This is a genomic window from Nonomuraea sp. NPDC048892, from assembly GCF_040649735.1.
GTDB lineage: Bacteria > Actinomycetota > Actinomycetes > Streptosporangiales > Streptosporangiaceae > Nonomuraea > Nonomuraea maheshkhaliensis.
The window spans coordinates 690799-713385 of the sequence record NZ_JBEZFZ010000001.1; the positions used below are offsets into that span (position 1 = coordinate 690799).

General features: G+C 67.7%; 26 protein-coding genes and 2 tRNA genes. 12 read left to right on the forward strand and 16 right to left on the reverse strand.

Features of this window, described 5'->3' with window-relative positions; translation table 11 throughout:
• Positions 1-3: 3 nt before the first annotated feature.
• The 4 genes from AB0C28_RS03445 to AB0C28_RS03460 all read right to left on the reverse strand — a co-directional run bounded on the left by AB0C28_RS03445 (position 4) and on the right by AB0C28_RS03460 (position 2725).
• Positions 4-76 (reverse strand) — tRNA-Arg (locus tag AB0C28_RS03445).
• 147 nt (positions 77-223) lie between these two features.
• Positions 224-583, reverse strand: a complete 360-nt coding sequence (locus AB0C28_RS03450; RefSeq protein WP_358072986.1) for a hypothetical protein — start codon at positions 581-583, stop codon at positions 224-226.
• Between the two features lie 310 nt (positions 584-893).
• On the reverse strand, positions 894-1526 hold the full coding sequence (locus AB0C28_RS03455) for a response regulator transcription factor (protein ID WP_357839130.1): 633 nt from the start codon (positions 1524-1526) through the stop codon (positions 894-896).
• Positions 1523-2725 carry a histidine kinase gene (locus AB0C28_RS03460; protein ID WP_358072987.1) on the reverse strand — a complete coding sequence of 401 codons (1203 nt, stop codon included), beginning with the start codon at positions 2723-2725 and terminating at the stop codon, positions 1523-1525. Before AB0C28_RS03460 ends, AB0C28_RS03455 begins: the two co-directional genes overlap by 4 nt.
• A 532-nt stretch (positions 2726-3257) precedes the next feature.
• Between AB0C28_RS03460 and AB0C28_RS03465 the strand changes: the two genes are divergently transcribed.
• The 5 genes from AB0C28_RS03465 to AB0C28_RS03485 all read left to right on the forward strand — a co-directional run bounded on the left by AB0C28_RS03465 (position 3258) and on the right by AB0C28_RS03485 (position 7349).
• Positions 3258-3611, forward strand: a complete 354-nt coding sequence (locus AB0C28_RS03465; RefSeq protein WP_358072988.1) for a hypothetical protein — start codon at positions 3258-3260, stop codon at positions 3609-3611.
• A 985-nt stretch (positions 3612-4596) separates the two neighbouring features.
• Entirely contained in the window at positions 4597-4803 is a 207-nt protein-coding gene (locus AB0C28_RS03470; RefSeq protein ID WP_357839121.1) for a hypothetical protein, read from the forward strand.
• A gap of 1 nt (position 4804) precedes the next feature.
• Positions 4805-5536, forward strand: a complete 732-nt coding sequence (locus AB0C28_RS03475) for a prolipoprotein diacylglyceryl transferase family protein (RefSeq protein ID WP_357839119.1) — start codon at positions 4805-4807, stop codon at positions 5534-5536.
• The gene (locus tag AB0C28_RS03480) at positions 5533-7080 is read left to right on the forward strand and encodes a radical SAM protein (RefSeq protein ID WP_358072989.1); all 1548 of its coding nucleotides are present in this window, start codon (positions 5533-5535) and stop codon (positions 7078-7080) included. Before AB0C28_RS03475 ends, AB0C28_RS03480 begins: the two co-directional genes overlap by 4 nt.
• Positions 7077-7349 (forward strand): hypothetical protein, encoded by a 273-nt coding sequence (locus tag AB0C28_RS03485; protein ID WP_358072990.1) that lies wholly within the window; start codon positions 7077-7079, stop codon positions 7347-7349. The genes AB0C28_RS03480 and AB0C28_RS03485 overlap by 4 nt, the downstream gene beginning before the upstream one ends.
• Here AB0C28_RS03485 and AB0C28_RS03490 read toward each other — a convergent pair.
• The 3 genes from AB0C28_RS03490 to AB0C28_RS03500 all read right to left on the reverse strand — a co-directional run bounded on the left by AB0C28_RS03490 (position 7330) and on the right by AB0C28_RS03500 (position 9475).
• Positions 7330-8463 carry a hypothetical protein gene (locus AB0C28_RS03490; protein WP_358072991.1) on the reverse strand — a complete coding sequence of 378 codons (1134 nt, stop codon included), beginning with the start codon at positions 8461-8463 and terminating at the stop codon, positions 7330-7332. The genes AB0C28_RS03485 and AB0C28_RS03490 overlap by 20 nt on opposite strands.
• Positions 8460-8945: a SigE family RNA polymerase sigma factor gene (locus AB0C28_RS03495; protein WP_358073180.1), complete on the reverse strand. Its 486-nt coding sequence runs from the start codon at positions 8943-8945 to the stop codon at positions 8460-8462. Before AB0C28_RS03495 ends, AB0C28_RS03490 begins: the two co-directional genes overlap by 4 nt.
• 71 nt (positions 8946-9016) lie before the next feature.
• Positions 9017-9475: a MaoC family dehydratase gene (locus AB0C28_RS03500; protein WP_357839103.1), complete on the reverse strand. Its 459-nt coding sequence runs from the start codon at positions 9473-9475 to the stop codon at positions 9017-9019.
• 265 nt (positions 9476-9740) lie between these two features.
• Here AB0C28_RS03500 and AB0C28_RS03505 point away from each other — a divergent pair, with 265 nt between their 5' ends.
• Complete coding sequence (locus AB0C28_RS03505) at positions 9741-10922, forward strand: ATP-binding protein (protein ID WP_106247498.1); 1182 nt, start codon at positions 9741-9743, stop codon at positions 10920-10922.
• Positions 10923-11025: 103 nt separating this feature from the next.
• Here the strand turns inward: AB0C28_RS03505 and AB0C28_RS03510 are convergent, their stop codons facing one another.
• Complete coding sequence (locus tag AB0C28_RS03510; RefSeq protein WP_357839100.1) at positions 11026-11832, reverse strand: MauE/DoxX family redox-associated membrane protein; 807 nt, start codon at positions 11830-11832, stop codon at positions 11026-11028.
• A gap of 5 nt (positions 11833-11837) precedes the next feature.
• The gene (locus AB0C28_RS03515; protein WP_357839097.1) at positions 11838-12785 is read right to left on the reverse strand and encodes a hypothetical protein; all 948 of its coding nucleotides are present in this window, start codon (positions 12783-12785) and stop codon (positions 11838-11840) included.
• 217 nt (positions 12786-13002) lie between these two features.
• Here AB0C28_RS03515 and AB0C28_RS03520 point away from each other — a divergent pair, with 217 nt between their 5' ends.
• Positions 13003-13494, forward strand: a complete 492-nt coding sequence (locus tag AB0C28_RS03520) for a SigE family RNA polymerase sigma factor (RefSeq protein WP_357839094.1) — start codon at positions 13003-13005, stop codon at positions 13492-13494.
• Between the two features lie 29 nt (positions 13495-13523).
• On the opposite strand, the gene AB0C28_RS03525 is transcribed toward AB0C28_RS03520, so the two are convergent.
• On the reverse strand, positions 13524-14057 hold the full coding sequence (locus tag AB0C28_RS03525) for a MarR family transcriptional regulator (RefSeq protein ID WP_357839092.1): 534 nt from the start codon (positions 14055-14057) through the stop codon (positions 13524-13526).
• Between the two features lie 95 nt (positions 14058-14152).
• Here AB0C28_RS03525 and AB0C28_RS03530 point away from each other — a divergent pair, with 95 nt between their 5' ends.
• A complete protein-coding gene (locus tag AB0C28_RS03530; RefSeq protein WP_358072992.1) occupies positions 14153-14716 on the forward strand; it encodes a YceI family protein in 564 nt (187 codons plus the stop codon).
• 159 nt (positions 14717-14875) lie between these two features.
• A tRNA-Ser gene (locus AB0C28_RS03535) sits at positions 14876-14964 on the forward strand.
• On the opposite strand, the gene AB0C28_RS03540 is transcribed toward AB0C28_RS03535, so the two are convergent.
• From AB0C28_RS03540 to AB0C28_RS03555, 4 genes are all read right to left on the reverse strand, one after another.
• Positions 14946-15767, reverse strand: coding sequence for a tyrosine-type recombinase/integrase (locus AB0C28_RS03540; protein ID WP_358072993.1), 822 nt, complete (start codon positions 15765-15767; stop codon positions 14946-14948). The two genes, AB0C28_RS03535 and AB0C28_RS03540, sit on opposite strands and share 19 nt — an antisense overlap.
• 220 nt (positions 15768-15987) lie before the next feature.
• Entirely contained in the window at positions 15988-16233 is a 246-nt protein-coding gene (locus AB0C28_RS03545; RefSeq protein WP_358072994.1) for a hypothetical protein, read from the reverse strand.
• Positions 16234-16668: 435 nt separating this feature from the next.
• Entirely contained in the window at positions 16669-17640 is a 972-nt protein-coding gene (locus tag AB0C28_RS03550) for a DUF4360 domain-containing protein (RefSeq protein ID WP_358072995.1), read from the reverse strand.
• A 767-nt stretch (positions 17641-18407) separates the two neighbouring features.
• The gene (locus AB0C28_RS03555) at positions 18408-19028 is read right to left on the reverse strand and encodes an ABC transporter permease (RefSeq protein WP_357839085.1); all 621 of its coding nucleotides are present in this window, start codon (positions 19026-19028) and stop codon (positions 18408-18410) included.
• A gap of 328 nt (positions 19029-19356) precedes the next feature.
• Here AB0C28_RS03555 and AB0C28_RS03560 point away from each other — a divergent pair, with 328 nt between their 5' ends.
• Entirely contained in the window at positions 19357-19947 is a 591-nt protein-coding gene (locus tag AB0C28_RS03560; RefSeq protein ID WP_358072996.1) for a hypothetical protein, read from the forward strand.
• 17 nt (positions 19948-19964) lie between these two features.
• On the opposite strand, the gene AB0C28_RS03565 is transcribed toward AB0C28_RS03560, so the two are convergent.
• The gene (locus AB0C28_RS03565; RefSeq protein WP_357839080.1) at positions 19965-20285 is read right to left on the reverse strand and encodes a hypothetical protein; all 321 of its coding nucleotides are present in this window, start codon (positions 20283-20285) and stop codon (positions 19965-19967) included.
• A gap of 208 nt (positions 20286-20493) precedes the next feature.
• On the opposite strand from AB0C28_RS03565, the gene AB0C28_RS03570 reads away from it, so the two are divergent.
• Together AB0C28_RS03570 and AB0C28_RS03575 are read left to right on the forward strand one after the other, a co-directional pair.
• Complete coding sequence (locus AB0C28_RS03570; protein WP_357839077.1) at positions 20494-21276, forward strand: class I SAM-dependent methyltransferase; 783 nt, start codon at positions 20494-20496, stop codon at positions 21274-21276.
• Between the two features lie 76 nt (positions 21277-21352).
• A complete protein-coding gene (locus AB0C28_RS03575) occupies positions 21353-21865 on the forward strand; it encodes a hypothetical protein (RefSeq protein ID WP_358072997.1) in 513 nt (170 codons plus the stop codon).
• A gap of 11 nt (positions 21866-21876) precedes the next feature.
• On the opposite strand, the gene AB0C28_RS03580 is transcribed toward AB0C28_RS03575, so the two are convergent.
• Positions 21877-22446 carry a dihydrofolate reductase family protein gene (locus tag AB0C28_RS03580; RefSeq protein WP_358072998.1) on the reverse strand — a complete coding sequence of 190 codons (570 nt, stop codon included), beginning with the start codon at positions 22444-22446 and terminating at the stop codon, positions 21877-21879.
• Positions 22447-22587 lie beyond the last annotated feature (141 nt).

Consider the following 22587-nt stretch of genomic DNA (forward strand, 5'->3'; position numbering starts at 1 on the left):
GTGCGCGGCCGACAGGAGTCGAACCCGTAACCTTCTGATCCGTAGTCAGATGCTCTATCCATTGAGCTACGGCCGCTCGCTGCGTAAGCAAGCATAGCGGGTTTTCTGCAGTGCCTCGAACCGGATACGGGCTCAGGGGTGAGGTTGGTTCCGGGGTGGGGGTGGATGTGGGGTGGTGTGTGGGGGTTTGAGCTGGGGAGCCCGGGTGTGGGCTCCCTTGCCGTTATGTGGTGTCCGTCTGATTCAGGAGGACGTCCAGCAGGATGGCCATGTCGGTCAGTCTGCGGAGGATGAAGGCGTACTGGTCGTGAGTCTGGATGCGGATCTTGGTGAGCTCGTCGGCCGTGTGCCTTCTGAAGCTTTCGATCTCGTCGTTGAGTGCGGAGAAGTCTTGGTTGAGCTCCGCTTGTAGGCATCTGACCTGGGTCTTGGTGTCGAGGTGCGGGTCTCCTGCCGGTGTTCGGGGGTGTCTGCGTCGGCGGCGGGCTCTCAGGCGGGTGGAGGCCGGGTCGCCGGTACGTACGCTTGCCTCAAGGGCATCTGCGCGGAGTTTCAGTTGGCGAATCTCCGTCTCTATATCCACGTACCTCTACCTTCGCGGTCGTTGGAAGGGATCCGCTTGCGAGGGCGGTCTGCCAGTGGTCCCACGTTCTGTGAGCACATGGTGGCAAGGAGTGGGGGAGGTGGGAAATCAAGCTGCGTGTGGCGGGGTGAGGACTTTCCCCTGGGGGTGTAGTGGAGATCACCGTGGGGGTTGGTTCTCTGCTCGAGGGGTGGGTGGCGAAGGTGGCATCTGTGGTGAGAGCTGGCAAAACGCCGGTTCAGGCCTAGGACTTGGACGTCGCCGGTGGTGGTGCTTGTCGGGCATCCCTACGTGCCCTCGGGCGGCGTTTCTACGTGCCCTCTGAGTAGTAGATGGCGGCTTGGACGCGGCTTTTCAGGCCGAGTTTGTGGAGTACGCGGCTTACGTGGGTCTTCGTGGTGGCTTCTGCCATGTCGAGTTCTCGGGCGATCTCGGCGTTGGACAGGCCCCGTCCGATGCAGGCCAGGACTTCTTGTTCGCGGGGGGTCAGCCCGGCTGGGTCGGTGGCCGGGTCTCTGCGGGCGGGGAGTTGTTCGGCGAAGGCCGCTATCAGGCGGCGGGTGACGCCTGGGGAGATGAGCCCCTCGCCGCGGGCCACCACGCGGACCGCCTCCAGCAGGGACTGGGCGTCGGTGTTCTTCAGCAGGAAGCCGGCCGCGCCGGCGCGCAGGGCGCCGAAGACGTATTCGTCGACGTCGAACGTCGTCAGGATGAGCACGTCGCAGACTCCCGCCAGTGCGCGCGTGGCGGAGATGCCGTCGAGCCGGGGCATGCGTACGTCCATCAGGACCACGTCGGGGCGTAGCTCCGACGCCATGGCGACGGCGCGTTCGCCGTCCTCGGCCTCGCCCACGACCTCGATGTCGTCGGCCCCGTCCAGGATCAGCACGATTCCGGTCCTGACCGCGGCGTGGTCGTCGGCCACGAGCACCCTGATGGTCACCGTCCGCCTCCAGCGTTCTTCTTCTCGGCGGCCGAGTCGGACCAGGCCCGGCTCGGGCTCGCGTTCAGTTCGGTCGTCGGGAGGGCTGCTGAGACGCGCCAGCCTTGCCCGTCGACCGCTCCGGCCTCGAACCGGCCTCCGACCAGGGCGGCGCGTTCACGCATGCCGATCAGGCCGGCGCCGGCTCCGGGCAGTCCGCCTCGCCGGTCGGCGCTGAGCGTGTTGTCGACGCGGAGCACGACCTGGTCACGCTCGTAGCCGACCACCACGGAGACCGGGGACTCGCCGTGTTTCATGGCGTTGGTGAGGGCCTCCTGCAGAATGCGGTAGCCGGCGAGATCGACGGACGGGGGCAGCTCGCGTGGCTCGCCCTCGATTCGGCTCCGTACGTCCATTCCTGCTTGCCGTACGCGCTCGACCAGGGGATCGGCGTCTCCAAGGCGGGGCCGGGTCGTCTCGCTCTCGGCCTCGTCGCCTTCCTGTCTCAGCAGGCCGATCATGGCTCGCATCTCGGACATGCCCGCCACACTGTTCTCCCGTACGGACTCCATGACCTTCCGCACCGTCTGCCGATCGAGATCCTGGCGGGACAGGGCGGCGGTGGACTGGATGGCGATGGCGCTGAAGTGGTTGGCGATCATGTCGTGCAGCTCGCGGGCCATCCGGGTGCGTTCGGCGGTGATGGCGGCCTGCCGGTCGAGCTCCGCCAGGCGCGCCACCTGCTCGGCCCGCGCCCGCTCGGCCGCCGCCCGATCTCGCTGCTCTCGCAGGTAGACCGCGGTGAGAACGGGCGTGACGAGCACCAGCCCCGCCTGCACTCCCATCACGGCCAGCGCGCGCCAGTCGGCGGCGAGGAACCCGGCCGTGGCCCCCGCCCCGACCGCGAGCACGGAGGTGGTGCCCAGCAGGATCCGGGTCAGGCCGGCCGGGCCGTAGAGCGCGGCCGCGTACAGGTTGTCGGTGAAGATCAGCACCGCCCCCAGGGACGGGCCCACGAACCCGTCGATCGTGATCCCGACGATGCCCAGGCCCAGGCAGAGCAGCGGGGCGCGCGTGCGCACCACGACTCCCGCGCAGGTGAGCGCCAGCGGCACGAACAGGAGCCAGGTGGGCGTGCCACGATGGACGTACGACCCGCCCGCGATGAGCAGCGCGCCCACCGCGAAGGCCAGCGCCGCTCCCAGCGTCACCCGGTTCATCAGAAATCTCCGAGGAAGCCCTCGCCTTCAGGCGGGGGAGGAATCGGGCCCCTGCGGGGCAGGACAGGGGCAGGCGGTTCGCCGTCAGGCGGACCGTCGTCGAAACGCGGTGCGATGCCGCGAGGTTCGATAGTGTGTTCGGCGGCGGCGATGACCAAGCCGCCGGAGCAACGATCGGAAATATCCTCGCCGCCGGGCTGGCGGAGAGGTGAAACGCCTGTGGAGCTGGTGTAAGACCTCAACGAGAGATCCTTTTCTCGGGCGGGCGGCCGGCGATGAAGCAGGAAACCTCACGGGCGACCGTGGGGATCCCCTCCTTCAGGAGGGGGGAGGACGTCAAGGCTTCATCCCATCACCTCTGGCCAGCGTTTTCCTCCTGCGTGGGTCCGCCTGTGGATACACCGTTCGATGTATCCACAGGTTGAGGATCTGTGTGTGCTGGCGTCTCGGGAAGAGTCGTTCTGGTATGTCTGGTGCGAGCGCGATGGCGTTTGTTCGGGGTTTGGGGGCGAGCGCGTCGTACTGTGTGGGGGTGAGCGAATTGCCGCCTCCGCCGGGTCCGCCGTCCTTTCCCTCGTCGTCGGGCGGTGAGCCGCCGCCTCGGCGGACGGGGGTGGTGGTCGGGCTGGCGCTGGTCGGGATTCTCGGCTATCTCGTGGTCAACGTATTCGTGGGGGTCGTCGTTCTGAGCCTGGAGTCGACGGTGGCGATCGGGGTGGGGGCGGGGGTGCTGGCGGTTCTGGGGATCGGGGCCGGGGTGGTGCTGCTCGGGCTGCGGAGGTCGTGGTCGGTGGGATTGGGGCTGGGGTTGATGATCGGGTGGGGGCTGGCGTCGATCGTGTCGGCGGGCTTCTGTACGGGGCTCAACCCTGAGATGTATACGTAGGCCTACGAACTGTTGTGCGTGTGATGATGACGGTGTTGAGCGGATGTCGGTCGAGGGCTCGGCTCCTGGTCTGATCGCGACTAGGGGGTAGAGCAAACGAATGAGTACGAGACCACCGACGCCGCCGACCCCACCGACACCACCACCACCACCGTCGTCGTCCGGGGATCCGGAGGAGTCGGGCCAAGGAGCGGGGTCGGAGCTGGAGGGGGAGCCGGAGTTTCTGCCGCCTCCGACCGGGGAGAGGGTGGCGCCGCCTGTGGCCGGTGAGCGGGCTCCTGCGCCGGCGCCGCCTCCCAGCGGTGAGCCGTCGCTGCTGCCGCCGCCTCCGACGGGACGGCCGGTGTCCCTGCCGCCGCCTGCCGACCCGACGAAGCTGTTGCCGGCGGGTGGAGGGGAGTCGGGTGAAGCGTCACCGTCGGTCGGGCGGTCGGGTGGTTCCTCGTCGGCCGCGCAGGGGCCCGGTGTTCCGCCTGGTGCGGGGCGGCCGTCCTTCATCGCGCCCGTGGTGAAGCCCGCGTCTGCGGGGCAGCCGGGTTCGGGCGGGCAGACGCCGGGCCAGGCAGGTCCGCAGCACGGGCAGTCGCCGTACGGATATTCCGGAAATGTCGCAGGAGGCCAGGGGCAATCGCCGCAGGGGCCGCCGCCCGGGCACGGAGGCCCGCCGGAGTATGGTCCCCCGCCTGGTTACGGCCCCTCGGCCGGTTACGGTGGCCCACCTCCTCACGGCGGCCAGCCTTCTTACGGTGGCCCGCCTCATGGCGGTTCGTCCCCTTACGGTGGCCCGTCCGCTCAAGGCGGCCCGTCCGGCGGCCCGCCTCCTCAAGGCCCCCCGCAGTACGGCCCCCCGCCTCCAGGCCCGCACCCCGCCCCCTCCTCAGGAAGCGGCGGCGGCACGGGCGCCCTGATCGGCTTCCTGTTCGCGGGCCTCGCCGCCTACAGTGCCCTCAACATCGTCATAGGCTTCTTCGTCTTCTTCGCCGCCATGAGCACCCCCGCCAACTCCACCCCCTACCTGGCCATCGGCGCCATAGCCCTGGCCCTGGCCGGACTGGGCGCGGGGATCGGGCTGTGCTTCGTCCGTAAGACCTGGAGCCGAGGACTGGGGCTGGGGCTGATGATCGGCTGGGCGCTCTGGTCGATCCTGTCCGCCGGCTTCTGCACCGGCATCAACCCGGGCCTGTACGGCTGACATGCCCTACCACGAGATCTTCGTCGGCCTGGGCGTCTTCGTGGCCTCCGTCGTCTTCGTCAAGGAGGCCAGGAGGCGTGGCGCGCTCAACGAGCAGTCCCTGATCGCGGTGGCCGGCGCCCTGGTCGGCGGCGCGATCGGGATGCGGCTGGCCGGCTGGCTGGAGACGCTGGAGCTGCGCGACCTCTGGCTGTACGGCTCCCGCAGCATCCTCGGCGGCCTGACCGGCGCGTACGTCGGCGTCCTGGTCGCCAAGCGGATCATCGGCTACAAGGAGCGCACCGGCGACCTGTTCGCCCCGGCGGTGGCGCTGGGCATGGCCGTGGGCAGGATCGGCTGCCATCTGACGGAGGCGCCGGGCCGGCCCACCGACCTGCCCTGGGGCGTGCACGCCTCGCCGGCCACCCCGGAGTGCCCGGGCTGCCTCACCGGGCAGGCCATGCACCCGTCGTTCATCTACGAGATCGTCTTCCAGTTGGCCGCCTTCGCCGCGCTGCTCTGGGCCCGCAAGCGGCTCACGCAGCCGGGCGAGCTGTTCACGCTCTACCTGGCCGGGTACGCCGCCTTCCGCTTCCTCGTCGAGTTCACCCGGGCCAACGAGACGGTCTGGCTCGACCTGACCAGGCCTCAGTGGTTCCTGATCCCGGGGCTGCTGCTGCTCGGCGCTCGGCTCGCGTACGGCTGGCGGCGCGGCTACTACGATCCCCTTTTCGAGCGGAAGGTCATGACATGAGTGCAGGCATGGGATTGCGGGGTGACCGCATCCTCAGGTACGTCAACGCGTTCTGCCCGCGCTGCCACGACCGCGAGCTGTCGCAGGTGGAGCGGCTGAGCGGCTATCTGGCCGAACGCGACGGACTCGTGTGGCTGGAGCGCGGGTGCCGCGAGCACGGTCTCATCAGCACGTTGTACGACGAGGACCCGGAGATCCTGGCGTACCTGGAGGAATGGACCGCCCCGACAAAGCAGCACGTACCGGATATATCCGGAAATTTTGACCCCGTCCCCGCCGCCTACCTGCGCGGCCTCCCCGAGCTCCAGACCCAGCACACCTGCATCCTCCTTGAGGACATCGCCGAAGCCTGCAACCTGCGCTGCCCCACCTGCTTCGCCGACAGCTCGCCCGACCTGACCGGAATCGTCCCCGTCGAAGACGTCCTGGCGAACGTCGACCAGCGCCTGTCCAGGGAGAACGGCAAGCTCGACGTCCTCATGCTGAGCGGCGGCGAGCCCACCCTCCACCCCGAGCTCGACAGACTCCTCGCCGAGCTGGCCGAACGCCCGATCACCCGCATCCTGATCAACACCAACGGCGTCCGCGTCGCCAGGGACGACGCCCTGCTCGACCTGCTCACCGCGCACAGGGAGCGGGTCGAGGTCTATCTCCAGTACGACGGCAGCTCGGCCGACGCGTCGCGACACCACCGGGGCGGCGACCTGACCAGGATCAAGGCGAGCGCCGTACGCCGCCTGTCCGAGCGCGAGATCTTCACCACGCTCGTCATGACCGCCGCGCTCGGCGTGAACGACGACGAGATCGGCGACGTCGTCCGCCTGGCCCTGGACACCCCGTACGTCGGCGGCGTCTCCCTGCAGCCCCAGTTCGGCTCGGGCCGGTCGGCCGCCATCGACGAGCGGGACCGGCTGACCCACACCGGCGTGCTCAAGCGCCTCGGCCCGCAGACCGACGGCTTGGTGACCTGGCGCGACCTGACCGCGCTGCCCTGCTCACACCCCCACTGCTGCTCGGTCGGCTACCTCATCCGCGACGACTCCGCCCGCTGGCGCTCGCTCACCGAGCTGATCGGCCACGACCGGCTCAAGGCGAACCTCGGCCTGGTCTCCAACCGCATCGCCGACAGCGAGATCCCGCGCGAGCTGCGCATGGCCGTACAGGAGTCGCTGCTCGGCCTGCTGTCCGAGCAGTCGTCGCTGTCGCATCCGCAGGTCGGAGACCTGTGGCGGACCATCTGCGAGAACTGCGACCTCGGCGTCTCCACCCTGCTCACCCTCGCCTCCTCGGCCCTGCCGGGCCGGCGCAGGAAGCTGCGCGCGATGCTCGGGGAGCGGGTCGTGCGCATCACGGTCAAACCGTTCATGGACCTGTCCACCATGATCGAGGAACGGCTCACGCAGTGCTGCGTGCACGTGGGCACGCGGGCCGAGCAGGACCAGTGCGCGCCGTTCTGCGCCGTGCAGGCGTGGCCGCAGCTGTCCGGGCAGCGGCTGTCGGCGGTGGCCTCCAAGTCGAGGGGGCCGTTCGAGGTGGTGCTGTGAAGGAGGGGGCCGTTCGAGGTGGTGCTGCGAAGGAGCCGTACGATCCGCTCCGCCTGTGCGTGTACGCGACCGTCGCGCTGCTCGCCTGGCTGCTCGGGCCGTGGGCGGTGCTGGGGTTCGCGGCGCTCGGGTTCGCCGGGTACTGGCGGGCGCGGCGAGCCGGGCTGACCAGGAGCAAGTGCTTCCTGCGCGACACCCGGCTCGTGCTGGCCTACCTCGGCCTCATCGGCCTCGCCGCACTGACCGCGATCATCCTGGGATGGCTTTGAGGTTGAGCACCGTCTGCTGCTTCCCGTCCCCCCAGAAGAGCACGCTCGACGGCCTGGAGGAGGTGTCGTGCGACTGGACGGGCCCGATCGCGGCCATCGTCCCGGTGCTCAGGTCGTACAGAACGGGCTGCTGCCGGCCGGGCATGTTCAGCAGGAAGAGCGCGAAACGGTCACCGTACAACCACCGGAACCCGACCCGGACGAGCGTGCCGGGCAGCGTGCGCCGTGCCGATCCGTCCACCCGCTGCACGACCAGCCGGCTGTCCCGCATCCCCGCGCACCACTGTGGATGGCACTGCATCATGTCGACACCCTGCGGGATCGGCACGGTGGTGGCCAGGCCGGTCTCCAGGTTGACCATCTTGGTCATGTTCAGCCCGGTTTCACCTTCATGGGCCCAGGGCCAGGCCGACAGATGCAGTCCGTCGCTGCCCGGCAGCCGCTCAGGCGTCCCGCCGGTCAGTGGCATCCGGTAGACGCCGCCGCCCTTCTCCAGCGACCAGACGAGGTGGTCGCCCGCGATGCCGGTCCTGTCCACGTCTGCGGCGACCTCGCCGACACGCCGCGCCGGGCCGCCCTCCCTCGGCATGATCCAGAAGTCGGCCCGGTCGCCGTTCGCGCCCTTCTCGGCGTGCCAGGCGATGTACTTCTCGCCGACGTCGAGGGACTGCGGGTAGTAGTCCTTCTCCGGGTACGGCACGTCGCCCAGCACCCGGGTCCTGCCGGTCGCCGCGTCGTACACCTCCAGCCGCTCGGCCTTGCCCTCCCCGGGCATGGCGTACATGAGCAGCTCGGTGGCACTGACGGCGGTCACCGGCGTCGTCCGCCAGCCGTCGGCGTCCACGGTGGGCACCTGGAACAGCGCCCGCGGCCACACTGAGGCGACCGGCTCGATGGCGCCGGGAACCGGCGACGCCACCGGTGGGGGCTCCCGCAGGACCGCCGTCGTGCCGCCCGCGACGATCACCACCGCGGCGGCCGCCAGCGCCGCCCCCAGCCTTCTCCTGGTACGCCGGGCCCGCCGCCGTCCGGCCACCCCGTCCGCGAGGTTCGCGGGACCGGCCTGCGCGGCGGCCGTCCGCAGGGTCTGGACCAGGTCCTCTTCGCTTCTCATCGCGCCTCCCGCAGCACAGGTGTCTCTCGCTTGATCCGGAGCTTGTCCAGGGCGCGGGCCGCCTGGCTGCGTACGGTTCCACGTGAAACGCCGAGAATCTCGGCGATGTCGTGGTCCGGCAGGTCCTCGTAGTACCGCAGCACGAGGACGGCCCGCTGCTTGCGGGGGAGCTCCTGGAGTTCGGCCCAGAGGTCCGCGTCGCCGTAGCGGTCGGGTTCGCCCCGCTCCGGCACGGCGGCGACCAGGTCCTCCCGGCGCCGCCGGCGCCACGACCTGATGTGCAGCCTGACCATGGTCGTGCGCACGTACCCCTCGGGGTCGTGTTTGTTGCGCACGCGGGGCCAGGCGTCACCCAGCCGGGCCAGGGCCTCCTGTACGAGATCGGCCGCGTCCTCCGTGTTGGCCGGCCAGCACGTAGCCGTACCGGAGAAGCGCGTCGCCCCGGGTCCGGACGAACTCGTCGAAATCCTCCACGAACCCAGGGATCACGTCACGCGGGCTTCTGTTGCACGCGGGCGAGAGATTGCGCGGGAGAGAGATTGCCCAGGCGAGGTTACGGGGCGGGGACGTACAGGCTGAGCGTCTCGGCGATGCAGGCGGGCCGCTTCTCGCCCTCGATCTCGACCGTCACCTTGAGGTTGGCCAGGTAGCCGGCCGGCGTGCCCTTGACGTCGGTGAGCTCGCCGAGCGCCCTGATCCGCCCGCCGACCGGCACCGGCCGCGGGAAGCGGACCTTGTTGAGGCCGTAGTTGACCCCCATCGCGATGCCCTCCACCTTGAGCAGGGCGAACATGAACGACGGCAGCAGCGACAGCGTCAGGTAGCCGTGGGCGATCGTGCCGCCGAACGGCCCCTCCTTGGCCTTCTCCACGTCGATGTGGATCCACTGATGGTCGTCGGTGGCGTCGGCGAAGAGGTTGACCTGATCCTGGGTGACGGTGCGCCACTCGGTCGGGCCGAACGACTCGCCGACGGCCGCCTTGAGCTCCTGAACGTTCGCGAAGGTCCGCATGGTGTCGAACGCTATTGCGCGCGCGGGACGGCTGCCAAGTTCGGGTCTCTTCCGGACTCGTCACGAAGATCTTTACTCGAAACCATCGCATAGGTGTTCGAGTCCGCGCTACAGTCTTAGGTACCGCAATCGAACAGAGGTTCGGCCTGGTGAGAGGGGGTGTGTCCGGATGACGGTGCTCGCGCTCGCCCCTGCTCGGACACGCCGTAGCACTTTCTTCCCAAATCTAAGACGGCCGCTATATCCGGCAATAAAGTCCGAGAGCGTGGACCCTGTGCGAAACCCCTACGCTCCCGGCGCCGGGCAGCGCCCGCCGGAGCTCGCCGGGCGTGATCGCGAGCTGCAGCAGTTCGAGGTCGTGCTGGAGCGGGTGGCCCGCGGCCGTCCCGAGCGCAGCATGGTCGTGACCGGCCTGCGGGGCGTCGGCAAGACCGTTCTGCTCAACACGTTCAAGTCCATGGCCATGCAGCGGCTGTGGGGCACGGGCAAGATCGAGGCCCGGCCCGACCAGTCGATCAGACGGCCGGTGGCGGCCGCCCTTCACATGGCCATCCGCGAGCTGGCGCCGCGTCATCGCGCGCCCGAGCGCATCGAGGAGTTCCTCGGCGTGCTCAAGGCGTTCGCCATGCGCGATCCGGCCGCGGCCAAGGGCACCTCCCACTGGTCGCCCGGCATCGAGGTGCCCGCCAGCCGCGGGCGCGCCGACTCCGGCGATCTGGAGATCGACCTCACCGAGTTGTTCGTCGACGCGGCGAGCGTGGCCACCGACCTGGCGGTGGGCATCGCACTGTTCATCGACGAGATGCAGGACGTGCAGGCCGCCGATGTCTCGGCGCTCTGCGCGGCCTGCCACGAGCTGTCGCAGTCGGGCGGCCCGCTGATCGTGGTGGGGGCCGGCCTGCCGCACCTGCCGAGCGTGCTGTCGGCCAGCAAGAGCTATTCCGAACGGCTCTTCCGCTACGCGCGCATCGACAAGCTCGACCGTGACGCGGCCGACCTCGCGCTCATCCTTCCCGCGCGGGAGGAAGAGGTGGAGTTCACCCAGGAGGCGCTCGACGCCCTCTACGAGGCGGCCGACGGCTACCCCTACTTCGTGCAGGCGTACGGCAAGGTCGCCTGGGACCTCGCCCCGCGCAGCCCGATCACCATCGACGACGTCAAGGTCTCCGCGCCGGAGGCCGAGGAGGAGCTCGCGGTCGGCTTCTTCGGAAGCCGCTACGAGCGGGCCACCCCGGCCGAGCGCGACTACATGCACGCCATGGCGCAGATCGGCGACGAGCCGGTCGCGACCGCCGAGGTGGCCGACGCCCTCGGGCGTAAGCCGTCCAGCCTCTCACCCGCCCGTGACAGCCTGATCAAGAAAGGGCTCATCTACAGCGCCGAGCGCGGCCTGATCGCGTTCACGGTGCCGCATTTCGGGAGATTCCTGCGCGCTCAGCCGATCTGAGCGACGCCCCTAGACCTCTATTGGGCTGTCTAGTGGGGAAGCTAGACAGCCCAATAGAGCTATATCGCCATGCCTGTCGAGGGAAATCTAGTGCTCTCTAGCGTCAGGCCGATACGGGGATATAGTCCGGCAGAGAGTCGCTGCCCTCCCTGCTGACCACGGCCATCCGCACCGCCGGGCGGCGCCCGCTCAGATAGACGGCGAAGACCACGTCGTCGTCCTCGTGGTTTCTGAAGGCGAAGAAGCGCCAGCACAGCTCCCGCCAGCTGTCATACGGCTCCGCCGAGGCCAGCTCCTGCCGGTGGGCCCGCCAGGCGCCGCTCGACCTCAGCCTCGACAGGGTCACCGACTCCGCCGGGCCGCGGCGCTGCTCGCAGGGGGCGCGATACCGTACCCGGTCGATCAGCTCCTCGATCTCGGGCGAGAGCAGCGCGAGCAGGGCCACCCCCGCGGCGGCGTACCACGGCGGCCCCGCCTCCACCCACCCGGTCGCGGCCGCCCACCCCGTCACCGGCGACCACACCGACACGCCGGCCAGGCCGGTCAGCGCGACAGTCCGGCCGATCGAACGCCACCCGACCGGCGCCGAGCTCACCTCGCCGAAGCAGCCGCAGCCCGCGTCGGGCACGCGCCGGCGCAGCTCCAGCAGCACGTACGTGGACATCGCGAAGAACGCGACCGTGCCCCAGCGGAAGAACGGATGCGTGCTGAACAGCAACCCCGCCGCCAGCATCAGTTCGCCGGCCGCGCACACCAGCAGCGCGGGAGCCTGCATGCGCCCGGGCACCAGCACCGCGGGCCCCAGCCTGGACAGCGCTCCCGGTTCGCCTCCCGAGCCGACGGTGCGCACCTTCGCCACCGTGCCCAGGATGAGCATGACGATCAGGAGCGGGAGCTGCGATTCCAGCACGAGCGTCACCCTAATCCGATCTGCGCGTTGAAGCACCCTTTGATCAACTCGCCGCCGAGCTCCACGTAGGAGGACGGCGACAGCTCCGCGATCCGCCCGCGCGGCGAGGTGTCGCATTCGACGCAGCGGTCGCAGAAGCGCCCGGCCATGCATCCGCAGGCGACCACGGGCACGTTGGCGGAGCGGTTGGAGCAGACGTTCCTGACCTGGAGCAGCGAGCCGACGGCCAGATACGGCAGGCCGGCGCACGAGACGCCGGTCATGGGACAGCCGGTGTCGGTACGTTCCAGCATGGGGTACGCCGCGCCCCGCTCTTCCTCGTCGAACGTGTCCGACCAGGTCGCGGTGCCGGCGATGCGCGCCTGCGTGCCCGCGTAGGCGGGTGGCGGGGGCGGCACGGACCGCGCCGGGTAGGGCGGCTGCGAGGTCGCGGGCAGCAGGGCCAGGCTGGCGCCGTCGCGCCTGATGCCGATCGCGTCGAAGAGGTAGCCGGGTTCGAACTGGGGATGGCGCACCTGGAGCCGTCCCGACGCGCGGTAGGGGATGACGACCGAGCGGTGGCCGCGATGGGGCCCGCAGTCGAGCTCGACCGTCAGGTCCTTCTTGCCGGCTATGGAGATGATCGTCCCGGTGATGCGGGTGGTGTCGGCCCAGATGCGCTCGACCACGCGGCCGTCGCGCAACGTTCGCATCAGCACCATGGAGCCCACGTCCAGATCGCCCGGCGTCGTGTCGGAGCCGTTCCACGCGGTCGCCCACGGCGCGATCACGAGCCGCTCCTGGGCGCCGCCGGGAGTCTCGATGGTGATCAGGTGCGGGCTGATGTCCAGGACCTCGCCGACGACGGCCCGCAGGGGCTCCGCGTCGCCGGGATCGGCACCGGGGACGCGGCCCTCGCGGCCGAGCACGGCCGCGGCGAGCACCCGGCGGCGCTCGACGCTCGGATGACCCATGAACCCCTCCCTCGTCGGGTACTAGATTCACATGACTTGGGGGCGGGCCACACCGTAGTAGTTCAGATGGGAGCAAAATACCCATCCCCGGGGAAGGGAGTTCACCTACGGCGTCGTACAAACCGCCACCGACCTATACGGACCTTTATCGTCGGCGGGCCGAAACCTGAATTGCGGTTCCGGCACAAACGGGCATCAGGCTGCGATTCTGGCCACGATGCAGACCACGAGCTGGGAAGACGAGTTCCGCGAGTACGTCACGGCGCGCGGTCCCGCGCTGCTGCGCGCGGCCCATCAGCTCACCGGCCATCCGCTCGACGCCGAGGACCTGCTGCAGAGCGCGCTGGCCAAGACGTACCTGGCCTGGGACCGCATCGAGGACCGCAACGCGCTGGACGGATACGTGCGGCGGGCCATGGTCAACATCAACATCTCGCAGTGGCGGCGGCGGAAGCTGGAGGAGTACCCGTCGGACGAGCTGCCCGAGCCGGCCGCCCGCGAGGCGCTGCCGGCCCCGGAGATCCACGAGGCGCTCGAACAGGCCCTGCGCGAGCTGCCGGAGCGGATGCGGGCGGCGATCGTGCTGCGGTACTACGAGGACATGACGGAGCCGGAGATCGCGAGGACGCTGGGGATCAGCGTGGGGACGGTCAAGAGCACGGTGTCGCGCGCCATGGCCAAACTGCGGACGTCACTGGGCCTCTCCTAGGGCTGCACAGGGGGACCAGACGGGGGATCCTAGGACTCGCAGGGGGACGTCTCCGGCGGGGTCTCCGCCCCGGCGGTGGCGCACGGCCGTACGATGGTCCTGATCTTGCGCAGCGTGCCCAGGAACGCCTCCAGCTCGTCGGGGCTCAGCAGCCCGGTGAAGAGGTCCTCGATGTCCTGGAGGTGCTGCGGCAGCACGCGCTCCAGGCGCTCGGCGCCCGCCGCGGTGAGCACGGTGTAGGACGTCCGCCGATCGGTCGCGCAGGCCTCCCGCTGCACCAGCTCCTCGCGCTCCAGCCGGTCCACCACCCGGGTCACCCCGCTCGTGGACAACCCGGTCTGGCCGGCGAGATCGCTCATCCGCAGCCTCTGCCCGGGGGAACGTGCCAAACGAATGAGCGTCTCGAAGTCGATCTCCGACAGCCCCGCGGCGCTCAGCGCCGGTGCGAACCTGCTCGTCAGGCCCGCGTGCACCTCGGCGAACAGCCCGATGGCCGTCAGCCGGGAGTCGTCGTACAGCCGGTGGGCGTCCACCCGGGGGTTGTCGTACTTCATCACACTCATACCTTAGACGACGATAGTTGACGTGCGGAATATTCCTCATGTAGAAAGTTGTTGCCGCAGACATCCGCACAGCAACCTTCTACTAGGAGCCTCCGATGACCACCCGCACCTGGGAATCCCTGACCATCCCGGCCGCCGGAACGTACAACCTGGACGTAGCGCACACCAGCATCGGCTTCGTCGTCAAGCACATGATGGTCAGCAAGGTCCGCGGCCGTTTCGAGAAGTTCGAAGGCGCGGTCACGATCGCCGAGAACCCGCTGGAGTCGACCGCCGAACTCACCATCCAGACGGAGAGCATCACGACGGGCGTCGCCGACCGCGACGGCCACCTGCGCAGCGACGACTTCCTGTCCGTCGAGAAGTTCCCGACCATCACCTTCAAGAGCACCCGCGTGGCCGGCCACAAGGGCGACGAGTTCACCGTCGTCGGCGACCTGACCATCCGTGACGTGACCCGGGAGGTCGAGCTCAAGGTCGAGTACGGCGGCGCCGGCACCAACCCGTGGGGCCAGGCCGTCTGGGGCTACACGATCACCACGGAGTTCGACCGCGAGGACTTCGGCCTGACCTGGAACCAGGCGCTGGAGACCGGCGGGGTGCTGGTGGGCAAGAAGGTTAAGATCGAGATCGAGGGCGAGGCCAACCCGGCCGCCTGACGTTATCCACAGCCTGGAAGCCCGCCCTAGCTCTGGGCGGGCTTCATCCACAGATAGTTACCCACAGGCTGTTGATAACTCTTGGTGAAGGCGTGCGGCGCAATCGCTTTGCCGCCTCGCCAGAAGGCCGGTACGCTGTGCTTGCCGCGATGGCTTCCAGGAGGATTCGCCTAGTCAGGTCTATGGCGCCGCACTGCTAATGCGGTTTGGTGGCAACACCATCCGGGGTTCAAATCCCCGATCCTCCGCAGCTGAAAGGCCCTCTCCCTTGGTTGGGGAGAGGGCCTTTTTGATCTCTGTGGACATCAGGGTTGCAGTTCGGGTTGCAGTTGCCCTCAGGGCGCTCCCAGAGGGCGGCACCCATACGCTCACTGGCGTCCTTCATCTGGAGGGTCGCCACGTGGGTGTAGCGCTCCGTGGTGGTGACGCGGGTGTGGCCGAGGATCTCCTGCACGACGCGGATGTGGACACCCTGCTCTATCAACAGGGTCGCTGCGGTGTGCCTCGCATCGTGCACCCGGGCGTCCCGGACGCCGGCCTGCTTGAGGATGGCCTTCCATTGCTTCCAGTCCTCCGTACGCTCGATCGGGCCGCCGAGCTTCGTCGTGAAGACCAAGTCATGATCGGTCCACCTGTCCCCCGCCTTCAGCCGTTCGGCGGCCTGGACCTCCTTGTGGGCCCGCAGGAGGGCCAGGAGCGCCGGAGGGCATTGCAGGGTGAGCTTGCTCTTGCCCTTGCGTTGCCGAAAGACGAGACCTCCGCCCGCGCGCTTCTGGCACTTGTCGGCGTGGCTCGTGCAGTCCTTCGGGCACGGGCGCTTGCAGCAGCGGTGAGCACGCTTACAGGTGGGCTGGCAGTCGTTCTCATGCCGGTGTTCGATGTACGACCAGCGGAGTCCGATAGCCTCGCCCTGACGAATGCCGAGAGCGAGGGCGACCGACCAGCGCGCGCCATTCCTCTTCGTCTTGGCAGTCCGAATGCCGGTGTGCGGGCGGTGATCGCCAGACGGTGGGAAGCCGCGGGCGCGAGCACGAGGAAGGAGCAGATGCATTGCCGACCGAGATGCGGACGTTCAGAGCCGTGCGGCATCATCACGGTATGAAGCATTCCAGCATGGTGGAGATCCGCGAGCGCACCTCCACCTCGCCGTCGGGTGGCCTGTCCCCGTAGGCAGTCGCAGGTCGCTGGAAGCCGTCCGCCGTACTAAGCATTCGTCGCACTGACGCGTACTTACCGTCCCAAGGCGCTCTGTCGCCGACCATGCGGCCTCGCTAAGATCCGTGGGTGCGCCGGCGCACTAGGACGATCAGCCCCATCTGAATGACAAGTAGCACCAGCGCGATCAGTCCCGATGTGGCGGTCATCTCTTCCTCTGAAAGCCCGCCAGCACATTCCGTAATGTTGCCGCCCTCGTATAAGAAGGCGCAGTCGCGTCCAAGGATCATGGCAGCGATGAACCAGTTGGCAAGCAGAAGGGGGACCGCGCTCAGGACAAAGAGCAGTGGGATGTAGTTCATCCTCCCACCTGCCGGGTTCACCTTCGCCGGAACAGGTTCGAGACGCCCGCCTATATCGGAATCACGACTCACTCCGAACACATAAGCATAGGCAAGCGATCAGGACAAGGTCGGTACGGTGCACTTCCTGTGCAATATACGTGCAATGATCATGGTTCGCATCGTGGTGAGACATGGTCATGCCGCAGCTGAAAGGCCCTCTCCCTTGATCGGGGAGAGGGCCTTTTTGATCCTCGGAAGCGTCGTAGTTGCAATGGCTAGGGATTTCCCCAGAGCGCGGAGGCGAGCCGCTCCCGCGCATCAGGGGTGTGGATACGTGTCCCCTGGATCCCCTCGCTTCGGGACCCGGCGCGGCCAAGGTGGGTAAAGCAGGCCGGCCCGCTCCGACCTCGACTGCTTCGTCCCGAAGCCACACCACCGGAGCGTCGACCTGACTCAGCAGGAAGTGGTCGTCTCGGCTATGCAGGAATCGGTGCCCGGCCCGCCGTTAGCGGTGTCGGTGCCCGGCCCGCCCAGGATCCGGTCGTTGCCGGCTTCGCCGTCGAGGGTGTCGTTGCCGTCGTCGCCGCTGATGTCGTCGTTGCCGTTGCCGCCGAAGACGGTGTCGTTGCCAGAACCGGCGGAGACCCGGTCGTTGCCCGCAAAGGAGAGGATGACGTCGTTGCCGCCCAGCGCGGCGATACGGTCGGCGAACGGTGACCCGCAGATGACATCGGCGCCTGATGTGCCGACGATGGTCTGCCCCGAGGTGGCGGTGCGCCGGTCGATGGTGCAGCCCGGTCCGTTCTGGAGCGTCCCGTCGACACTGCTGGTGTTGAAGTAGCCGCTGCCGGTCTCTGCGGGGTTGTTGGTGAGGACTAGGCTCGTCACCCCGTTCAGCGCGCGGGTTGCGCCCTGCGCCGACGCCACGTCGTGAAGCAAGATCCGGTCGGAGAAGACGTACGCGTCGTCGTGGGGCCCCGAGATCTGCGAGCGAACCGACTGAGCCGGGACGGGAGCACCGCGGAAGTTGTAGTTTGCGCTCTGTGTCGCGCTCATCCCTGCTTGGTCCATGAGCGCGTAGCCCTGGTAGGAGAACTCGGCGGTGGAAAGCGAGGTCCCCGGCGGCGTATGCACGTTCAGCGAGAGCGTGCATTCCTTATTCGAAGCATCAGTACCGGGTTCGATGAGCGTCTCGTATGAGCTGAATGTAACGGTGAACGACTTCCCGTCGGGGCTGATCGCCGCCTCCCATGTCCCGGGCGGGCACCCGTTTCCGTTCGCACTGACGCTCGAGATGTATGTCTCGGCCGGGTTGGGGGCAGAGGATGCCGCGACCGCGGGCGTCATGACCACTGCGGTGAGGACGGCGGCGGCGAGTGTACGTGCGGCCAGCTTGGGGAGTGTGTTGCGCATGATGAATGGCATAGGGTATTCCTTTCCGTGGTGAGCATTCCCCGCGAGAACGTCAGGCGATTTCCTGAGGCTCGTTGACCTGTGTCAGATCGAGCTCGTGAATGGTGTCGCGGTAGCGCGGATGCCGGAGCCGTTTTTTCGTATCCGCCCACACCGCTGCGATAGTGCGACAAGGGAGATACCCCAGCGTCAAGCATGAAAGACGCGCGCACGCTTATAAGCGGGCAAATAATCAGCAAGGAGCGAAAAGGGGGAGTGTCCTTGATGTCTGAATATCCGCCATTAGAATGGATGTTATCCTGACGCGTAGCTCCCGAAAATTCCGATTCGCGCAGATATGCCATGATTCCGAGAATCTGGCCCCTGGCGCGGCGGCGGGCCGGGGGCAGCAACCGCGCCATATCCGGGCGACCTTGAGCGGCCGTTAACGACCCCTGCGAGCAACGCAAACGACCTGTAGCGATCTCGCTGCCGGGATTTCATGGCTCTGGGGTTTCCGCGCTGGACTCGGCGTCGGCCTGGGAGACGGTATCCCACTGCTCGGCTTCGTCCCCCTCGACGCACAAGCTCGTGCTCGTCGGGGAGCCGCTTTGGTTTGCCGACAGTCTTAATGGCTGTGCGACTTCTGCGGCACGCCCACCGTCCTCAGCCCGGAAGGCGACGGCGTGGTCATGGATGTCAGGAGCGCGGTCACGCGCTGTAAAACCGTCGGCTCAGCCTACGCAAGTGCGAACCTTGCGCCTGCCACGAGCAGTAGTGCAGCTCAGATGCCTCTTCTCTTAGTCGAACCAGACCACCAACCGCACGCCATCGGGCCTGAAGCGCCGCCCCAACGCCTCCATCACCCCGAAGACGTGTTCCCAGCCTGTTCCGGGGCCCAGCACGGCCTGCCGTGTCAACGGGCCATACTCGAGCGTCACATCGGGAAGGTCCCATCGACCAGCCAAGGCTTGATCAGGCGAGACGCCGAAGGGCGGTATGGAATAGAGGTCCACGAGCTCTTCCGGCCACTGATCGTCGATTCGATACTGATGGATCACCGATTTCGCCGAGCGGATCTGCAGTACTCCGCGAGCGGCGGGTCGGACACTCAGGTCCAGGTCGCGAAGCTCCGCCCACGCAACCCATGTGCAGCCGTGCACGGCGGTATCGATGTTCGCCGACTTCTCGTAGTCATGACGGATCGCTTCCGAAGCGTCGGCCGGTAGGCCTCGGCCGGCCGCGACGGGAGTCCAGCCGAGCCGGTTGCGGACGCCGAAGAGACAACCGAAGGCGTCGTAATCGCGGCCGTCATAGAGGGGATAAAGGGGCGTCGATACCGACCAGGGCTCTCCGTCGTACCAGTCCTCGTCAGCACACGGGTGACGAGTTTCGATGAAGCCGTAGATGTCGGTTCCCACGGTGACAGAGTAGGGACACGGATTCCTTCGGGCACGCAGAATAGTTCACCACTCACGCCATTCGTCTGTGATCTCAAATCGCTTGATTCCCGACGAGCGGTGAGTCCATCAAGATCCCAGCCTCGCTGAGCACGTCGCCGATGAACTCGCACAGCCTCGCGTCGGCGAGCCGTCAGAGTTGCAGGTCGAGTTGCCATGCAAGGCCGTTCAAGGCCGTTCAGCATGGACCCTCCCGTGCCCTTGGACCTGCATTGAACTACCTGGAACGGCCGGAAGTGGATCTTTCAAGCCGTAGGTTCAGATTTCGAGCGCCTGCCACAATCAGGATGTGGACCTGGACTCCTCGCTGTTGAAGGCCGCTCAGTTCTGCTCCCCCCACATCCGGACCGAGGCCGGTGCCAGCCTCTCCGATGGGCTGGAGTACCTGGAACACGGCGAATGGGAGATGGTCCTTCTTGCGCTCGAGGAGCTCGGCGACGCGCACCCCCAGCCGCCCGAGTTCTGGGATCTGCTGGCTGATGCCGCCCGAGTGATGTGGCTCGAGTCGCATGTCGCCTGGTACGAGTGGCGGGGCAGCGAGGCCCGGAACGGTGCTCTTCGGGCTGAGCTTTGCCTCGTGCCCACCGAGGAGGGAGGCCGCAAGGTGCCGATACTTCCCGGAAAAGGGCTTCGACCCATGTGGGACGTCGGACAGCGCACGCCTGAGGGGGAGCTGTCGGTCAGTATCGCCCTTCTCTGGGTGGAGGGTCGTACTCCGCTGGAACCGGGAGAGTGCGCACCTGTGCGACTTCTTCCTTTGAGCCCTGAACACTGGCGACACCTCACACCGGGTGACGTGATCACCATGCACGAGATGCGACCACCCAGCGGAACGGCCCGCATCGTCGAGGTAGTGCCGCCCGTGGCGACCGTTCCCTAGTCGCAGTCGTACGGGAATCAGGAGTAGCGGGAAGGGAGATGGCGGAGGACCGCGCGGACGGCTTGGTTGATGTCAGGGAGCATGTCGCCGGCCAGGATGGGGTCGTGCCCGGGATGATCACGGTCATCACAGTAGGCTGTCCACCCCTCGACCGTGCGGCCGAACATCCCGCTGCGACGGAAGCTCTCTCGCTCCACCCGGCCGACGGGAAGTCCGCCATCGCCATCGCGGTCGTCCCAGCACACGAGGATGGTGTCCTCGTGTAACTCGCGGAGAGAGATACTGCGGCTCTCCATCAGTGTCGTGAGGGACGGCTCTATGTTGTCCAGGTGACCCATTCGTCTTTCCTCCAGGCATCGGCGGCATCACAGGCGTGGTCGGTCGCGTACTCGACGACGTGGCACGAAGCCTAGGTTCTTTGCCGGTGGGCTTACGTGCTTTCCTCTCATCGTCTTGATGGCGCACACGGTGGTGGAAAGCAGGAGATCCGACCCGCTAAAGCCTGCTTGCCGGGCGCCCTTGCGTCAGCCCCTAGGCTTTGCCGTTGTGACGGACGAATTGGACCCCGTGGCCTATAACCGTGCTGCCTGGGATCGCGAGGTGGAGAGCGGTAACGAATGGACCCGGCCGGTCGGGCCGGAGGTCATCGCTCGGGCGCGGGGCGGCGATTGGGCCGTCATTCTGATCGGTCACGAGGCGGTGCCGCGCGACTGGTTTCCGGCTGAACTGGGCGGTGCCGAGGTGTTGTGCCTGGCTTCCGGGGGAGGGCAGCAGGGGCCGGTGCTGTCGGCAGCGGGTGCGGTCGTGACGGTGCTGGACAACTCGCCGCAGCAACTGGCCCGCGACCAGGAGGTGGCCGCCCGCGAGGGATTGGCCGTCCGTACGGTGCTCGGCGACATGCGCGACCTGAGCGCGTTTCCCGATGGCAGTTTCGATGTCGTCTTCAATCCGGTGTCCAATGTGTTCTGTCCCGATCTCGCACCGGTCTGGCGGGAGTCGTTTCGTGTGCTGCGTCCGGGCGGGATCTTGATGGCCGGGTTCCTGAATCCTGACGTCTTCATTTTCGATGTCACGGCGATGGAGGAGCGGGGTGAGCTTGTAGTGCGCCATTCGCTCCCGTTCAGCAGCCTCGATCTTCCGGATGCCGAGCGGCAGCGCTCGTACGGGACCGGGCCGATCGAATACAGCCACTCACTCGCCGGGCAGATCGGTGGTCAGCTCGCGGCCGGCTTCACCCTGACCCACTTCGACGAGGCCCCGCACCACGCGGATGCCACCGCGCGGTATATGCCTGGTTATTTCGCGACCCGGGCCGTCAAGCCCCTGTGAACGCCGCTTTCCTGTACGCCCGCACCCCTCTAGTCTGTCGCCGTTCGGGATGACCTACTCAACACGGAGGACCCGGGTGGGCAACGCGTACGAGTACTACCGCGCCGCGGATCGGCAGGCCGCGGTGATCATGCCGGAGCAGCCCCGCGCGGTCGACGATCCCCCTCCTGGCCGGCCTGTCTTCGATGCTGTGGAGACCAAGTGGATCAGTCCGTGGGAGGCGTTGGCGCAGTTGGTCGCGCTGGTCAGGGACGTGCCCCCCACTGGTGACCTGGTACGGACCGTCGTTCTTTATCCACCTCCACAAGGTGCGCCCCAAACCGATGAGGAGTGGGGCGCCCTTGCCGAGGATTCGCCGTACTTCATCGGGCCGGGCATCGAGGAGTTGCCGGTGGACGTGCGCGACACGCTCGCTGACGTTCCCGATGAGAGGCTGGTCGAGCTGGGTGAGCGGTGGGCGGAGAGTGACGAGGACTCCATGTTCGGCGCCGAGCCCGCTCAGTTGGCCGAGTTGATCGCCGAGTTGCGTGGGCTGGCCCGGCGGGCCCGTGACGAAGGTCAGTTGATCTATTGCTGGAGTTCTCTGTGAGCGGTCCGGCTTCAGAGGTCGCGGGGGCGCTGGTAGCGGAGGTAGACGATGCCGTTGCTGGAGGGGGTGCTGGAGACCAGGTCGAGCTGGTACGACTCGGGGACGCCGTCGAACAGGCGGGTGCCGGCGCCTGAGATGTAGGGGAACATGCTCAGCCGGAGTTCGTCGATCAGGTCGAGCCGCATGAGTGAGCGCCAGAGGGTGACGCCACCCCAGACGATGATGTGGCCGTCGCCGTCCAGTCTGAGCTTGTCGATCTCTTCTGTCGTGTCGCCGGCGGCGATGGTGGTGTTGGTCCAGTCGGCGGTCTTGAGGGTGCGGGAGAAGACGATCTTGCGCCCGGGGTTCAGGATGTCGGCGAACGGGTGGTCGGCGGATGCCCGCATGCCCGCGGAGATGCCCTCGTAGGCGGTGCGGCCCATGACGTGGGCGTACGCGTTGCGGAGGAAGTCGAGGTGGGCCTGGTCGGCGGGCTCGCGGTTCTCGGGCAGGTCGAAGCAGAACTTCCAGAAGTCGGTGCCCTCGTCGGCGAGCAGGCCGTCGAGGGAGTAGTTGAACACTGTCGCTATCAGTTTCCGCATGATAGGGGCTCCGGGGTCTGGGGGCGTCGTTGGAATCGTGCTCGGCAGGGGAAGTACGGGTTCCGGTGCCGGGGTGATGGCGTGGTTTGGCGCCGAGGTTGTAGACGGGCCTGGTGGCCGGAAGTCATCGGTGCCTGCTGG

Coding starts and splice junctions, on each gene's coding strand:
- AB0C28_RS03460 (WP_358072987.1), bottom strand. CDS start 2,725: ATGAACCGGGTGACGCTGGGAGCGGCGCTGGCCTTCGCGGTGGGCGCG.
- AB0C28_RS03470 (WP_357839121.1), top strand. CDS start 4,597: ATGAGCACCCCCGCCAACTCCACCCCCTACCTGGCCATCGGCGCCATA.
- AB0C28_RS03475 (WP_357839119.1), top strand. CDS start 4,805: ATGCCCTACCACGAGATCTTCGTCGGCCTGGGCGTCTTCGTGGCCTCC.
- AB0C28_RS03480 (WP_358072989.1), top strand. CDS start 5,533: ATGAGTGCAGGCATGGGATTGCGGGGTGACCGCATCCTCAGGTACGTC.
- AB0C28_RS03490 (WP_358072991.1), bottom strand. CDS start 8,463: ATGAGAAGCGAAGAGGACCTGGTCCAGACCCTGCGGACGGCCGCCGCG.
- AB0C28_RS03500 (WP_357839103.1), bottom strand. CDS start 9,475: ATGCGGACCTTCGCGAACGTTCAGGAGCTCAAGGCGGCCGTCGGCGAG.
- AB0C28_RS03515 (WP_357839097.1), bottom strand. CDS start 12,785: ATGGGTCATCCGAGCGTCGAGCGCCGCCGGGTGCTCGCCGCGGCCGTG.
- AB0C28_RS03520 (WP_357839094.1), top strand. CDS start 13,003: ATGCAGACCACGAGCTGGGAAGACGAGTTCCGCGAGTACGTCACGGCG.
- AB0C28_RS03525 (WP_357839092.1), bottom strand. CDS start 14,057: ATGAGTGTGATGAAGTACGACAACCCCCGGGTGGACGCCCACCGGCTG.
- AB0C28_RS03530 (WP_358072992.1), top strand. CDS start 14,153: ATGACCACCCGCACCTGGGAATCCCTGACCATCCCGGCCGCCGGAACG.
- AB0C28_RS03540 (WP_358072993.1), bottom strand. CDS start 15,767: ATGCATCTGCTCCTTCCTCGTGCTCGCGCCCGCGGCTTCCCACCGTCT.
- AB0C28_RS03545 (WP_358072994.1), bottom strand. CDS start 16,233: ATGAACTACATCCCACTGCTCTTTGTCCTGAGCGCGGTCCCCCTTCTG.
- AB0C28_RS03550 (WP_358072995.1), bottom strand. CDS start 17,640: ATGCCATTCATCATGCGCAACACACTCCCCAAGCTGGCCGCACGTACA.
- AB0C28_RS03565 (WP_357839080.1), bottom strand. CDS start 20,285: ATGGGTCACCTGGACAACATAGAGCCGTCCCTCACGACACTGATGGAG.
- AB0C28_RS03580 (WP_358072998.1), bottom strand. CDS start 22,446: ATGCGGAAACTGATAGCGACAGTGTTCAACTACTCCCTCGACGGCCTG.